Genomic DNA, 14,771 nt, shown 5'->3' with positions numbered 1-14,771 from the left:
ATGAGCGACGATTTCGAAAAGCTTGGCGGGCTCAACCCGCCGAAGGCTTCTCGGCAAGCGCGCGCCCGCGCGCTCGCCGCCGCCATGCAGGCCTTCGATGAGCAGCAAGAAAATGCGACCTCCACCCAAGGATCGGTCTGGCCGGTTCGTCAAAGCTCCATCTTCAACCGGATATGGAGCCCCATCATGAACCGGAAACTGCTTGCCGGATCGGCACTGGCAACCCTTCTCGTCGTGCCCGCCGCGGCTTTTCTGACGCTTGAGCTGACGCGCAGCGGTGCACCCTTCGGCGAGAGCGCGCAGGAGATGGCGCTGAAGGAAAAGCCGAAGCAGGAGGCGGAACCGCAGGCGGCTGCGAAGAAAGCGGCCGCCGAACTCGCGCGCCAACAGGAAGCGAAAACCGTGGAAGCGCCGGCCGCTGTGCAGGCGGAGCGCGAAGCTGCAGCGTCCGCGGAAGCCGGCGCGCTTGCCAACCGCATGGCGAGCGACAGCGCCGCCCCGCTCTCTGCCGTCGGTGCCGTGCAACCGCAGATGACCCTTCTGCCGGCGCCGGTCGCTCAGGACGAAATGCTCGCCGCGCCTGAGGAAAACCGGGAACGCTTCGGCAAGGCCGAGAGCAATCCGGTGAAGAGCGTTGCCACCGATCCGGTCTCGACCTTCTCGATCGACGTCGACACGGCATCCTATGCCTTCGTCCGCCGCTCGCTGATGGAAGGGCAGATGCCGGAGCCCGACGCCGTGCGCGTCGAGGAGATGGTCAACTACTTCCCCTATGACTGGCCGCGGCCGGCAACCGCTGCCGAACCCTTCAAGGCGACGGTGACAGTAACGCCGACGCCGTGGAACGGCGGCACACGGCTGATGCACGTGGCGATCAAGGGCTATGACGTCGTGCCGGCGGAGGCGCCGAAGGCAAACCTCGTCTTCCTGATCGACGTTTCCGGCTCCATGGACGAACCGGACAAGCTGCCGCTGTTGAAGGGCGCCTTCCGGCTGCTCGTCGAAAAGCTGAAACCCGAGGATACGGTCTCGATCGTCACCTATGCCGGCAACGCCGGAACGGTGCTGGAGCCGACCGCGGTCAAGGACAAGGCGAGGATCCTTGCGGCGATCGATACGCTTGAGCCGGGCGGCTCGACCGCCGGTGCCGAAGGCATCGATGCCGCCTACGCTCTCGCCGAGAAGGCTTTCGTCAAGGGGGGGGTCAACCGCGTCATGCTGGCGACGGATGGCGATTTCAACGTCGGCCCGTCGAGTGACGAGGACCTCAAGCGTCTGATCGAGGAGAAGCGCAGGAGCGGCATCTTCCTTTCGGTCCTCGGCTTCGGCCGCGGCAACTACAACGACGCGCTGATGCAGACGATCGCCCAGAACGGCAACGGCACGGCCGCCTATATCGATACGCTCGCCGAAGCGCAGAAGACGCTGGTGGAGGAGGCGGGCTCGTCGCTCTTCCCGATCGCCAAGGACGTCAAGCTGCAGGTGGAGTTCAACCCGGCGGCGATCGCCGAATACCGCCTGATCGGCTATGAGACCCGCGCCTTGAAGCGCGAAGACTTCAACAACGACAAGGTGGATGCCGGCGACATCGGCTCCGGCCACAGCGTCACCGCGATCTACGAGGTGACGCCGAAGGGCAGCCCGGCGGTGCTGAACGACGACCTGCGCTATGCGACGGCCGAGAAACCGGCGGCCGAGGCAAGCCCGAACAGCGGCGAGCTCGCCTTCCTGAAGATCCGCTACAAGAAACCGGATGGCGACAGGAGCGAGCTGATCACTACGCCGGTGACCGAGGCCAATGCGGTGCCGTCGCTCGCCGAGGCGCCGAACGACGTCCGCTTTTCCGTCGCGGCTGCGGCCTTTGGGCAGAAGCTTTCCGGCGTGACGGCCCTGGCCGACTATTCCTACGGCTCGATCATCGACCTTGCTGCTGCTTCAAAGGGCGCCGATCCGTTCGGCTATCGCGGCGAGTTCGTCAACCTGGTGCGGCTGGCCAAGGGACTTGGCGGTACGCGGAACTGAGGGGGCCTGAGTTGTCTCTCATCCGCCTTGCGAAAGGCGCGCCATGCCCCTCATCCCGCTGCCGCGACCTTCTCCCCGTCATGACGGGGAGAAGGGACCAAGCCGTGACGGTCTCGCCCAGACTATGATTGGGCAACGGGAACGCCGAGGTCTGGCCCGGAGGGTGCGCCCAGCGGCTCTCTCCCCGCTCGCGGGGAGAGATGTCCGGCAGGACAGTGAGGGGCATTTGTCAGGCTGCGCGAGGAGAGGGCAACCACCCTTTCCGTCATCAAGTCAATTTGATTGGGCGACCACGTGCGCCCGTGCCTCACGCCTTCGGAAAGGCGCGCCCCAATCCGCCGGACTTTGAAAGCCCCGCCTTGAACGCCTGGTAGGCCGCGTGCTGGCTGGAGCGGCCGGCTTCCGTCAGGCGCATCTGCAGGCGCGCCGGCGCTTCGCTTCCCAGCCACTGGCCGAGCTTTTCCAGCTTCAGCGAGTTGAGGAACCTGGCTTCGGAGGCAAGGTCGAGGTGACGGTAAAGGCCATCCATCAGGCGCTCGTCCTGCTCGGGGTTTTCCATCAGCAGGCGCAGGAAGGACTGATCCGCTTCGCCGAATGCCCCAAGCTTTTCGGCAACGGTGTCGCGGTCGGGAAAGGAGGCTGGGCCGGCGTTCATGTCAGTGTCACCCCGTCTGCGTTTCCGACCGCGCGGCGCACTCTGCGAGGCGCACGGGTCGCTGAACGAATCTCTTTGTCATCGGGGATAGGCCAGCGGCCATCGGTGCGCAAGCTGTGGCGCATATGCTGCGTCTGAATAATTTGTCCAATATTGACAATAAATCCAAATCCAGCAATATGCGGCGCATGACCATTGCACCCGCCTTCACCTCCATCCTCGCCATGCATGCGCCGACGGCGGCTGCGATCAGCGCCTTGCTCTATCCGCATGGAGAGGTCGTGCTGCATGACCTGAAGACCGGGACGATCGCGGGGATCTGGAACTGTTTTTCCGGTCGCGCGGTCGGCGAGGATTCGCTGATCGAGGAAGAGTTCGCTGCGGTCGGCAGCGCCGACGCCGTGCTTGGTCCCTACGAAAAGACCGGGGCGGATGGCCGGCGGTTCAAGTCGATCTCCGCCGTGCTGCGCGATGGGACGGGCGAAGCGGTCGGCCTGCTCTGCGTCAATTTGGACATGTCGATGATCGATACGGCGGTGAAGCTGCTTTCGGCCTTCGCCGGTGCCGAGCAGCCACGGCCGCAGACACTCTTTGCGCGGGACTGGCGCGAGGAGATCAACGCGACGCTGCATGCCTGGCTTGGGGAGAGGGGGCTGGCCCTCTCCGCCTTGAAGCGCGGCGATCGTGTGGCGCTGGTGGCAGCACTCGACGCACGCGGACTGTTCCAGACGCGCAACGCCGTCGACCATCTTGCAAGCCTCATCGGCGCCTCGCGCGCCTCGATCTACAATTATCTCGCTGCGGCACGCGGCGAGGCACCCTGATTGAAACGCGCGCATTCCGGACGGAGACGTGCTCCGCGTCCCGCTGGAATTGCCTGATCCGCAAACCGTTTCGCGCGCCGTCGGCGCCCGAGGAGGAGACTTCCATGACGACCTTGCCCGATTTCCGGCTCGAAACCCATTTCTCCCGCTGGGAGTTCAATGCGCGCCACCACATGACCGCGAGCGACAGCCAGACGATCAGCATGCGCGAACTGCTGGCACTTGCCGACGACGAGGATCGCGCCGCCTGGGACAGCGTGACGCTCGGCTACACCGAGACCTATGGCGCGCCAGCGCTCCGGGCGGCGATCGCCGCCACCTATGAAGGGCTTTCGGCTGCCGATATCCTCTGCTTTTCCGGCGCGGAGGAGGGGCTTTATTGCGCCATGCTGGCGCTGCTCGGGCCCGACGACCACGCGATCGTGACGGTGCCCAACTATCAGTCGATGGAAACTTTGCCGGTAACGATCGCCGGCGCCGTCACCGGTGTGCCGCTCCGGCCGGAAAACAACTGGCGGCTCGATATCGCCGATGTGCGTGCGGCCTTGCGCCCGAACACCCGGCTGATCTGCGTCAACTTCCCCAACAACCCGACCGGCGCCATTGCCGACCAGGAAACGTTCCAGGCGCTGGCGAGCCTCTGCGCCGAGCGCGGCATCCATCTCTTCAGCGACGAGGTCTATCGCGGCCTCGAGCGCGATCCCGCGCTGCGCCTGCCGCAGGCGGCAGAACTCTTCGAGCGCGGCATTTCGCTGAATGTCATGTCCAAGGCCTATGGGCTTCCGGGCCTGCGCATCGGCTGGATCGCCTGCCGCGACCATGCACTGCTGGAGCGCATGGAGAAGATGAAGCACTACCTGTCGATCTGCAATTCGCGCCCATCGGAAGTGCTGGCGACGATCGCGCTCAAGGCCCGCGCGGCGATCCTCGACCGCAACCGGGCGCTGGTCGCCAGCAATCTGGACAAGCTCTCGGCCTTCTTTGCAGAGTTCCCGGCTCTCTATGAATGGCGGGCACCGGATGGCGGCTGCGTCGGTTTTGCCCGCTATCTCGGCGCCGACGGCGTCGAGACCCACTGCCGGCGGCTGGTGGAGGAGGCGGGCGTTCTGCTGCTGCCGTCGAGCCTCTTCGTTTCGGATCTCCTGCCGGTCGTAACCGATCGCTTCCGTGTCGGCTTCGGCCGCAAGGATATCGAGATCGGGCTCGATGCCTGGCGCCGGCATATCACCGGGCTCCGGGCATCGGCCTGACGCGCGCGCAGGCGGGCGGATATCCAATGTCCGTGGTGCCGGCTGGCGGTCGTGCCCCGAAATTGCGCGAATGTGGATATAAACCAGTCACAATGGCCCTGCCGTTAGGGTCATGTTAACGAGCGGCTCCTGCCACCCGAGTGTTTTCCCGCTGATGCAATACAGACCCGAAATCGATGGACTGCGCGCGCTTGCCGTGGTTCCAGTTCTTCTGTTCCATGCCGGTTTCGGCGTCGTTGCCGGTGGTTTTGCCGGCGTCGACGTCTTTTTCGTCATCAGCGGTTTTCTGATCACCTCGATCATTCACCGCGAAATCCGCGACGGCAGTTTCAGCGTCGTCCGCTTCTACGAGCGGCGAGCCCGCCGGATCGCGCCCGCGCTGCTGCTGGTTTGCGCCGTCTCTATTCCCTTCGCGCTGATGTGGATGCTGCCGGAAGAGCTCAACAATTTCGGCAAGAGCCTCTATGCGGTGAATTTCTTCGCCTCGAATTTCCTGTTCTGGGGTCAGACGGGTTATTTCGCGCCGAGCAACGAGCTGATGCCGCTGCTGCACACCTGGTCTCTGGCGGTCGAGGAGCAGTTCTATCTCGTCTTTCCGCTGCTCCTGCTCGGGCTGCGCCGCGCGTCGGCGGCAACGGCCCTGAAGGTCGTGCTGGCTCTCGTGGCCCTGAGTTTCGCCATGACGCAGCTTCTGGCACGCGTCGATCCGGCCGCGAATTTCTATCTCCTGCCCAGCCGCTTCTGGGAGCTCGGCGTGGGTGCGGCTCTGGCGCTTGTCAGCGCCGAGAGGCTCGATCTGGCAAAGGGGCGCCGCGAAATGCTCTCGGCGCTTGGCCTCTCGGCGATCGTCGCGAGCTATCTCTTCGTTCCGCAATCCGCCTTCTTTCCCGGCTGGACGACGGTGCCCGTGGTGCTCGGCACGGCGCTCGTCCTTGCCTTTGCCCGCGGCGATACCGCCGTCGGCCGGTTGCTGTCGCTGAAGCCGCTGGTGGCGATCGGCCTCATCAGCTACAGCCTTTACCTCTGGCACCAGCCGGTCTTCGCCTTCGCGCGGCTGAGGGCGATCGATGGCTTCCCGGCCGTAGGCTATGTGCTGCTGATCGTGCTGTGCTTCGCGCTGGCCTATCTCAGTTGGCGCCTCGTCGAGCAGCCCTTCCGCAAACCCAAGCGCTTCGGGCGCGCCGCTGTCTTCGGCGCTACACTTGCCGCCGGATCGACGGCGATCGCACTCGGCTTCGGCTTCGATGGCTCGGACGGACTGGTTGCCCGGAACCGCGAGTTGGCGGCGTTGACGCGGCCGAGCGTCGGCCTTGGCAAGAAATGCGATGCCGTCGCCGATCTCAGATGCGCCACCAGCCCGAAGCCAGAGGTCGCGGTCTGGGGAGATTCCTTTGCCCGCCACCTCGTCGACGGCGTCATCGCCTCGAAGCCGGACGTGCGGCTGGTGCAGCTTGCCAAGAACAATTGCGGACCCTTCCTCAATCTGGCGCCCGTCGTTCCCCGGCTCGGCCGCGCCTGGCCGCAGGATTGCGTGCGTTACAACGACGACGTCCGCCGCTTCCTGCTCGCCAACCGCTCGATCCGCTACGTCGTTCTCTCCTCGCAGCTCAGCCAGTATCTGCAGGAGGAAACCGTGCTCGTCGATGGCCACAAGGAGGTGCCGTCGGGAACGAGCGTCCTTAGCGAGGGCTTGCGAGAGACGCTTGCCTGGCTGAAAGCCAACGGCTTCGAAGCCGTCTTCGTGGCACCGACACCGCATGACGGGCGCGATACGGGGCTCTGCATTGCCAGGACACGGCTGCTCGGCCAACCGGATCAGCGCTGCGAACCGGCGCTGAAGGACGTGCGCAAATATGACCGGGATGTGCTGAAGGTCGTCGCCGACATTGCCGACGAATATCCGGTCGTCAGCTTCATGAACTATCTCTGCGATGCGGATAGCTGCAAGGTCGAGGACAAGGGCGTGCCGCTCTTCGAGGATTTCGGGCATTTCTCCGAGCAGGGCTCTCGCCAGATGGGGCGCGCCTTCGACTTCTACCGTTCCTTCGTCGCTGCCGCGGAGAGCGATGTTTTTTCTTGGCGTCGGCCGCTCGGCCCGTCGGCCCTAGACAGCGCCCGCCTCTGACGGCGCGCCGTCGCCGGGCGCTCTCCACCAATCCCAAAAGCAAACGCCCCGGATCATGCGATGCCGGGGCGTTTGCTTGTTGATCTGCCTTGCTACTGCATGTTTCCTTTAATCGTAGCCGATTAAAGGACAAAAACATGCAGCAATTCTAGATCCTTTCACTGTTTCATGGAAACAGTGAAAGGATCTAACCTTTTGAAAATTACGCAATTCCGGACGGAAAACCGTTTCACACTTTTCCTGGAATTGCTCTAAGTGCTACAGCGACCTTCGCGCGTCCGATAAGACGCGCGGCGCTGTAGGTCAGGCGCGGCGGCTGCGGCGCTCGCGGCTCGGGGCGGCGGCCGTTTCGTTGGCGGTCTTGTTGCGCAAGGGGCCGATCTTTTCGATGATCAGATCGAGCGTCGGGCGTTCGCGGCGCACATGCTCGTCGAGTGCGACGCGCATGGCGGCGAGGTGGCCGCAGGTGGTGCCGCAGCAGCCGCCGATGATCCTGGCGCCGGCATCGGCCGCAAGGCGCACATATTCGGCCATCAGCGGCGGCGTGCCGGAATAGTGGATCTCGGAGCCGCGGAATTCCGGAATGCCGCAATTGCCCTTGACGATCACGGTCGCCTCGGGGGCGGCTTCGGTCATGTCGAGCAGCGAGGAAAGGATGTCGGAAGCGCCGACGCCGCAATTGGCGCCAACGGCGACGGGGCCGTTGCCGAGATCGCTGGCGACACCGTGGATATCCTTCGGATGCAGGCCCATCATCGTCTTGCCGGCGGTATCGAAGGAGCCGGTGTAGACGTAGGGAAGGCCAACCTTGGCGGCGGCTTCCGCGGCGGCGCGGATTTCGTCCGGCGAGGACATGGTCTCGATCCAGGCAACTTCGGCGCCACCGGCCTTCAGGCCCTCGATCTGCTCGACGAAGGCGGCAACGGCATCCTCATAGGAAAGCGCGCCAAGCGGGATCATCAGTTCGCCGGTCGGGCCGACGGAGCCGGCGGTGATGACCTTGCGCGGTGCCTTGTCGGCAACGGCGCGGGCGATCTCGGCGGCGCGCTTGTTCAGCGCATGCACGCGGTCGTCCGCCTGGTGCAGCTTCAGGCGATGGCGGGTGCCGCCGAAGGTGTTGGTGAGGATGATGTCGGCGCCGGCGTCGACGAAGTCCTGGTGCAGCTTGGTGATGTTCTCCGGCTTCGTCTCGTTCCAGAGTTCCGGCGCTTCGCCGGCTTCGAGCCCCATGGCGAAGAGCGAGGTGCCGGTGGCGCCATCGGCGAGAAGAATGCCTTTTTCGGCAAGCAGAGCGGAGAGGACATTGGATGCTGCGGTCATCGGTTTTTCCCGGCTAGAATGAACAGTAGTAAGATATAAAGATATCTTTATGTCTTGGCAAGCGGTCAGCGTTGGGCGGTTGCCGCTTCGGCGCGCATGCTCATGCGGCCGGCAAGGCCGAGGCCGAAGACGGCAAGCGCCGTCAAGAGCCACATTGGATCGGCGCGGTTGAGGAAGAAGCTCTCGAGCATGGCGTTATAGGTCATGAAGATGACCACCATGACGCAGAAATCGGCGAAGATCCGCGCCTGCGGGCGGCGATAGGCGCGCATGTAATCGAAGAGGGGCTTGATGAAGAGGAGCGCCGTCATGAGGATGCCGCCCGGCGCGCCGAACATCAGCACCGAGTCGAGATAGCTGTTGTGACCGGTGACGATGCCGCGCACGTCCCAACTCGCCTCGAAGTTCGCTTCCATGCCCATGATGACCGGCGACAGCCAGAAGCTCGCATAACCCTGGCCGAGCCAGGGGCGCTCGGCGATGCTGGCGCTGGCGAATTTCCAGATGTCGTCACGGCCGGTAAAGGTCGCATCGTCGATCAGCGCCTTGGTGAGCGATAGCAGCGTGTCGGAATAGATGCTGCCAAGCGTCAGGCCAAAGACCAGAACCGACATGGCGAGATGGGCAAGGACCATCAGGCCGGGGCTGCGCACCGCGCGACCGGCAAAGACCAAACCGATCGCGATCGGCAGGAAGCCGATCGTCGTCTTCGACCCGGTATGCAGAATGAAGTTGGCCGCGAGCAGGGTGATTGCCCAACCGCGCAGCGGCGCGCCCGCGCGCAGGCAATAGATGCCGAACATGCAGAGGATGGAAAAGACCGGTGCCGAGACGTTCTTGTGCAACAAATGCCCGCGCCAGAAGCCCGCATGCCAGGGTTCGTCGCCAAAGGCCGAATGAATGGCGCGATCCGGCGCCGCGAAGAGTGCTGCATAGTCGATCAGGATCAAAAGCAGAATGGCGTTGGCGCCGGCATTGACGAAGTCCCGTTCGCTGCGCGGCAACACCAGCACGCCCGCCACCATGATCATCGCGATGAGGCTCAGCGTCAGGCCGCGGGCAGATGCGGCGGGATCATAGGATTGCAGGCAGGAGAGATAGGCGACCGCGAAGATCGCGATCCAGCTTGGCGAGACTAGACGGCCCAATATCCGCCTGTCGACCGCAAGCAGCATCGCGAAAAGATAGACCGCGCCGAGCACCAGGTAGCCGACCTGGTTGATGATGTTGCCTTCGTTGGCCGCGTTCGGATCGGTCTCGACCGCGCCCTGGAACGGGATCAGGGTGAAGACGATGAGGAACAGGCCAAGGCCCGAGAGCAGCGCGGCAAGACCCTGAACGAGCTCCGCCAAGCCGGCGCCGAAGGCCGTCGGCACCCGCTGCCGCGTGGTGGAGTGGTCTGCCGTGGCTGAGTTCGAGTGCATGGCGGTGCCGAAACGGGTGAAGTTCAGATGCCGCAACGCGGGCGGTATCGTCGATTGCGGTTCCCTGTCCGAAGCTGCCGTTCAGCGCTGGCCGGGCAGGGAGGCCGCCGTCACCTTGGCGCAATCAGGTTAAACCTCGGTGAAACGCCCAAGGACCTGCGCGCGTCTCGCTTGGCCTCCGGCGTTTGAGGATCCGATATTTGCGCGCCGATTGCCGCAGGTGCTTGCCGCGCCGTCGTCATAGCCGTAAAAAGGTGGGGCCCCGTGAAAAGGTGGGGAGACTCGGCCGTGGAAAACGCGGCCGCTGCCGTGTTCCGCGGCATGCCTTCCATAATTCGATCACGATTTTCGTCCCGAGGTCGATCGATAGCGTCGAAACGAGAAAACACGATATGCAGTCCCTTATCCGTATGGTCGCGTCTACCGCGGTCTCCGTGAGCCTGCTGCTTGGCAGCGTTTCCTTTGCTGCCGCCGGACAGGCGCATTTTGTCGTCAATGCCGAGACCGGCTCGATCCTCGAGGCCGACAATGCGGACGAGTTGAACTTTCCGGCATCGCTGACGAAGATGATGACGATCTATCTCGCCTTCGAGGCGCTGAAGAACGGCACGTTCAAGTGGGACCAGAAACTGACGGTATCGGAGCATGCCAACGGCCTGGAGCCGTTCAAGCTGGCGGTCGGCGCCGGGCGCCAGATCACCGTGCGCGAAGCGGTCCTGGGCATGGTCGTGCTTTCGGCCAATGATGCCGCCGTCGTCATCGGCGAGACCCTTGCCGGCAACGAGCCCGCCTTCGGCGAGATGATGACCCGCAAGGCCAAGGCGCTCGGCATGAGCCGCACGGTCTTCAAGAATGCCAACGGCCTGCCGGACCCGGCCCAGGTGACGACGGCGCGCGACATGGCGACGCTGGGTCTCGCGCTGATGCGCGATTTTCCGCAGGAGTTCCAGCTCTTCGCCAACAAGACGATCGAGTTTCGCGGCATGAAGCTGCGCGGCCATAACGGCGTGATGAAGCGCTATGAAGGCGTCGACGGCATCAAGACCGGCTATACCGACGCGTCCGGCTACAATCTCGTCACCTCGGCCAAGCGCGGCGGCACCCGCCTCGTCGCCGTCGTCCTGGGCGGCAAGACGGCGCAATCGCGCGACAACGACATGATCGCGCTGCTCGACAAGTTCCTGCCGCCGAAGCAGGACGCGAGCGCTGCAAGTGTTGTCGAACCGGTTGCGGCGGCTGCGACCACGACGAACTGATCGCCTCGCACGGGGATCGCCAGAGCCTGCCCCTCACCCTAACCCTCTCCCCGCAGGCGGGGAGAGGGGACGCGGGCTGGTTGCTATCCGCTCGTGGTGCGGCAGTTCGCAGGGGATTCCAGGTTGAGTTCGGGGGGCTGAGAAACTGCCTGGCTCTCATTGTCAGAGCGCCGAGACGGCCATGTTGACTTGAAAATGCGGCGTTGCCCAACGTCCCTTCTCCCCGTCAGGACGGGGAGAAGGTGCCGGCAGGCGGATGAGGGGCAGTCGCTAATCGGCAACGTGCACCATACTCACGCCGCCGCGCGATCCTCGTGGCTGACCGGCGTGACCATGGCGGCGATGACCGTGGAAAGGTCGAGCGCGCCGATCGGACGGCCATTGCTATCGACGACATGGGCGCTCGCGACGCGGGCGGCGGTCATCGTGCGCGCTGCCGCTTCCAGCACCGTGCCGGCCGCAAGCGGCACGCCGTCGGCATTGCCGGAAAGCGGACGCATGATCGTTTCGACATTGATCACCCGGCCGCGGTTCACTTCCTTGACGAAAGCGGTGATGTAGTCGTCGGCCGGCGAAAGCACGATCTCCTGGCCCGTGCCCTGCTGCACCACCCGGCCATCGCGCAGGATGGCGATCTTGTCGCCGAGGCGCAGCGCCTCGTCGAGGTCGTGGGTGATGAAGACCACGGTCTTCTTCAGCTCCTTCTGCAGGTCGAGAAGCACGGTCTGCATGTCGACGCGAATCAGCGGATCGAGCGCCGAATAGGCTTCGTCCATCAGCAGGATATCGGCATCGTTGGTGAGTGCGCGGGCGAGGCCGACGCGCTGCTGCATACCGCCTGAAAGCTGGTTCGGATAGTGGTTCTCGAAGCCCTTGAGGCCGACGCGTTCGATCCAGCGTCGGGCGCGCTTTTCGCATTCCTTGCGCTCGATGCCCTGGATTTCGAGACCGTAGACCGTGTTGTCGAGCACGGTGCGGTGCGGCAGCAGCGCGAACTTCTGGAACACCATCGCCGTCTTGTGGCGGCGGAATTGCCGGAGGTCGGCGTCGTTCATCTTGCAGACGTCGACGCCGTCATAGAGCACTTCGCCTGCGGTCGGGTCGATCAGCCGGTTGATATGGCGAATCAGCGTCGACTTGCCGGAGCCCGAGAGACCCATGACGACCATGACGCCGCCGGCGGGCATGGAGATGTTGATGTCCTGCAGGCCGAGCACGTGGCCGTGCTTCTCGTTGAGCTCGGCCTTGCCCATGCCTTTCTTGACGGCGTCGACGAAGTCGCCGCCGCGGGGGCCGAAGATCTTGTAGAGGTTCTTCACCTCGATTGCATGACTAGCCATGGATAACCTCCGAGTGCTTTTGCAGCCGCTTGCCGAAGGCCTGGCTGGTACGGTCGAAAATGATGGCGATACCGACAAGGGCAAAGCCGTTGAGGAAGCCGACGGTGAAGAACTGGTTGGCGATTGCCTGCAGCACGTTCTTGCCGAGGCCGCCGACGCCGATCATCGATGCGACGACAACCATCGCCAGCGACATCATGATGGTCTGGTTGATGCCGGCCATGATGGTCGGCAGAGCCAGCGGCATCTGCACGTTCTTCAGTTTCTGCCAGCCGGACGAGCCGAAGGCGTCGGCCGCTTCCAGCACTTCCTTGTCTACGAGGCGAATGCCGAGATTGGTGAGCCGGATCATCGGCGGCACGGCATAGATGACGACCGCGATCAGGCCCGGCACCTTGCCGATGCCGAAAACCATGACGACGGGGATCAGATAGACGAAGCTCGGCATCGTCTGCATGACGTCGAGGATGGGATTGACGAAGGCCTGCACCCGGTCCGACCGCGCCATGAGGATGCCGATCGGAATGCCGATCAGGATCGATATCAGCGTGCAGACCGTGACCATCGCCAGCGTGATCATCGTGTCGTTCCAAAGCCCGACAAGGCCGATGACGATCATCGCCAGCGTCGTTCCGATGGTGACGGCGGTGTTGCGGCTGCCGAAATAGACGATCGCGATCATGACAGCCAGGATCACGATCCAGGGCGAACCGACGAACAGGCTTTCGAGATAATTCAGGAACCATTGAAGCGGTTGCACCACCGTATCGATGGCGTTTCCGTAGGATCGGACGAAGCTCTTGAAACCGTCGTCGACGGTCTTGCGTGCCAGGCGGATCGTGCTGTCGTCAATGGCAGGGAACTTGCAGAGCAAAGCTGGCAAGACACTGCAGATGGATGCCATATGTTTCCCCTTCTTGGCCGGAAGTCTTTTATCGAGCCGGCTGCGTCTCGGCATCGACTGGCGTCGATTCCTGCGCACACTTTGGGTGGCCTCTTTGGGCCCGGCTTTTAGACTGTGTCAGCGAAATGTGGCGCCCGCTTTACTATTTGCGACGCGGACGGCCATGCTTCGCCGCCTCTGGAACGATGCGCGCCCGAACGGAACCCGCAAGGGCGCTGCATTGTTCCGTTCCGCAGGATCATGCCGGAACGGAAAGGCGGCCGTCATGGACGGCGCGCCTGCCATCATGACGTGTCAGAGCGCCGCCTTGACCTTCTCGGCCACTTCCGGGCTCACCCACTGCGTCCACATGTCAGGGAATTCTTCGAGGAAGTGCTTGGCCGCATCCTCGTTGGTGCCCTGGTTCTGGTCCATCCAGGCAAGAACCTTGTTGACCGTGCCGTTGTCCCACTTGCGCGCCTTGACATAGTCCATGGCGACGCTGGCCTTTTCGGCGAAGGACTTGGTCACGACCGTGAAGACGTCGGAGACCGGGTAGGAGTTGACCTTCGGGGCCGGGCAGTCCGGAACGGCCGTGCAGGAGTCCCATTCGGCCTTGTCATGGTCGACGCCGAAGGACAGGCGGGTCATGTCGTATTTGCCGAGGATCGCGGTCGGCGCCCAGTAGTAGCCGAGCCAGCCGGTCTTCTTTTCGAAGGCGTTGGCAATCGAGCCGTCGAGGCCGGCGGCCGAACCGGTGTCGACCAGGACGAATCCGGCCTTTTCCGCATCCAGCGCCTTATAGAGATTGGCGGTCGAAACCTGGCAGTTCCAGCCGGACGGGCAATTGTGCACCGCGGCCTTCGTCGGGTCTTCCGGCGCCGGGAAGAGCTCGGGATGTTTCAACGCATCCTGTACGGTCTTGATGTCCGGGTGCGCGTCGGCGAGGAACTTCGGGATCCACCAGCCTTCGACGCCGCCTTCGCTGAGGATCTTTGCGGCCTCGATCAGCCGGCCTTCCTTGATCGCCGCGTCGAGCGGCGTGCGCACGGCGTTGACCCAGAGTTCCGGCGCCATGTCGGGCTGCGCCTTTTCATTCATCGAGGCGAAGGTCGGCATGGTGTCGCCGGTGACCAGCGTCACGGTGCAGCCGTAACCGTTTTCGAGAATGAACTTGTCCACCTGAGCGGCGACGCCGGCAGAAGCCCAGTTCATTTCGGCAATGCTGACTTCACCGCATTCCGCGGCCTGCGCGGAACCCGCCAGGGCATAGAGGCCCGCCGCGAGAATGGTGGAAGCGAGGAGTTTCTTCATGTTGCAAGACCTCCCAGTCTTTTTTGCAGCCAATATCCAAACGGGAATCCACGGCGGATGCTGGACATCCTCCGTTACCCGGAGCAACTGTGCAGCCTGAGGGTTCGGCATCAAACAAGCCAAGGTTCACCCTTGCTGCGGACGGTGCGGGAGTTCGTTTTCAGCCCTGGCCGCGGAACCCTGTCGCCAGCCAATCTCCTCTTATACCGCCAGCCAAGCCTAAGTATTCTCGCTGAGAAATCAACCTCTTCAATCGGAAGGTCGGGTCGCGATCACTTCTCGCGCGTTCTGTCTGCGACATGGTCGAAGGGCGTTTTATGAGCGCGGGAAGGGCCGAATTTAAGCAATAGCGACAATT

General features: G+C 63.6%; 11 protein-coding genes. 5 read left to right on the top strand and 6 right to left on the bottom strand.

From position 1 onward, the window contains the following. On the top strand, nucleotides 1-2,022 hold the full coding sequence (locus QM996_RS08800) for a vWA domain-containing protein (protein ID WP_500270096.1): 2,022 nt from the start codon (nucleotides 1-3) through the stop codon (nucleotides 2,020-2,022). A gap of 307 nt (nucleotides 2,023-2,329) precedes the next feature. On the opposite strand, the gene QM996_RS08795 is transcribed toward QM996_RS08800, so the two are convergent. Then, nucleotides 2,330-2,677: a hypothetical protein gene (locus tag QM996_RS08795; RefSeq protein WP_500270095.1), complete on the bottom strand. Its 348-nt coding sequence runs from the start codon at nucleotides 2,675-2,677 to the stop codon at nucleotides 2,330-2,332. Between the two features lie 188 nt (nucleotides 2,678-2,865). Between QM996_RS08795 and QM996_RS08790 the strand changes: the two genes are divergently transcribed. From QM996_RS08790 to QM996_RS08780, 3 genes are all read left to right on the top strand, one after another. Continuing rightward, complete coding sequence (locus QM996_RS08790) at nucleotides 2,866-3,501, top strand: helix-turn-helix transcriptional regulator (protein WP_500270094.1); 636 nt, start codon at nucleotides 2,866-2,868, stop codon at nucleotides 3,499-3,501. Between the two features lie 104 nt (nucleotides 3,502-3,605). Further along, nucleotides 3,606-4,751, top strand: coding sequence for a PLP-dependent aminotransferase family protein (locus QM996_RS08785; protein ID WP_500270093.1), 1,146 nt, complete (start codon nucleotides 3,606-3,608; stop codon nucleotides 4,749-4,751). Nucleotides 4,752-4,905: 154 nt separating this feature from the next. Further along, nucleotides 4,906-6,876, top strand: a complete 1,971-nt coding sequence (locus tag QM996_RS08780; protein ID WP_500270092.1) for an acyltransferase family protein — start codon at nucleotides 4,906-4,908, stop codon at nucleotides 6,874-6,876. Between the two features lie 303 nt (nucleotides 6,877-7,179). On the opposite strand, the gene bmt is transcribed toward QM996_RS08780, so the two are convergent. Beyond that, nucleotides 7,180-8,196, bottom strand: a complete 1,017-nt coding sequence (gene bmt / locus QM996_RS08775) for a betaine--homocysteine S-methyltransferase (protein WP_500270091.1) — start codon at nucleotides 8,194-8,196, stop codon at nucleotides 7,180-7,182. 65 nt (nucleotides 8,197-8,261) lie between these two features. Beyond that, nucleotides 8,262-9,656 (bottom strand): O-antigen ligase family protein, encoded by a 1,395-nt coding sequence (locus tag QM996_RS08770; RefSeq protein ID WP_500270090.1) that lies wholly within the window; start codon nucleotides 9,654-9,656, stop codon nucleotides 8,262-8,264. A gap of 356 nt (nucleotides 9,657-10,012) precedes the next feature. Here QM996_RS08770 and QM996_RS08765 point away from each other — a divergent pair, with 356 nt between their 5' ends. Then, nucleotides 10,013-10,876, top strand: a complete 864-nt coding sequence (locus QM996_RS08765; protein ID WP_500270089.1) for a D-alanyl-D-alanine carboxypeptidase family protein — start codon at nucleotides 10,013-10,015, stop codon at nucleotides 10,874-10,876. 293 nt (nucleotides 10,877-11,169) lie between these two features. Here QM996_RS08765 and QM996_RS08760 read toward each other — a convergent pair whose 3' ends face one another. From QM996_RS08760 to QM996_RS08750, 3 genes are all read right to left on the bottom strand, one after another. Continuing rightward, a complete protein-coding gene (locus QM996_RS08760) occupies nucleotides 11,170-12,216 on the bottom strand; it encodes a quaternary amine ABC transporter ATP-binding protein (RefSeq protein WP_500270088.1) in 1,047 nt (348 codons plus the stop codon). Continuing rightward, nucleotides 12,209-13,120, bottom strand: a complete 912-nt coding sequence (locus QM996_RS08755) for an ABC transporter permease (RefSeq protein ID WP_500270087.1) — start codon at nucleotides 13,118-13,120, stop codon at nucleotides 12,209-12,211. The genes QM996_RS08760 and QM996_RS08755 overlap by 8 nt, the downstream gene beginning before the upstream one ends. Nucleotides 13,121-13,414: 294 nt before the next feature. Continuing rightward, entirely contained in the window at nucleotides 13,415-14,413 is a 999-nt protein-coding gene (locus QM996_RS08750) for an ABC transporter substrate-binding protein (protein WP_500270086.1), read from the bottom strand. Nucleotides 14,414-14,771 lie beyond the last annotated feature (358 nt).

Source organism: Sinorhizobium chiapasense (genome assembly GCF_045277575.1).
Taxonomy (GTDB): Bacteria; Pseudomonadota; Alphaproteobacteria; order Rhizobiales; family Rhizobiaceae; genus Ensifer; species Ensifer chiapasense_A.
This window is presented reverse-complemented; position numbering and strand designations above follow the sequence as displayed.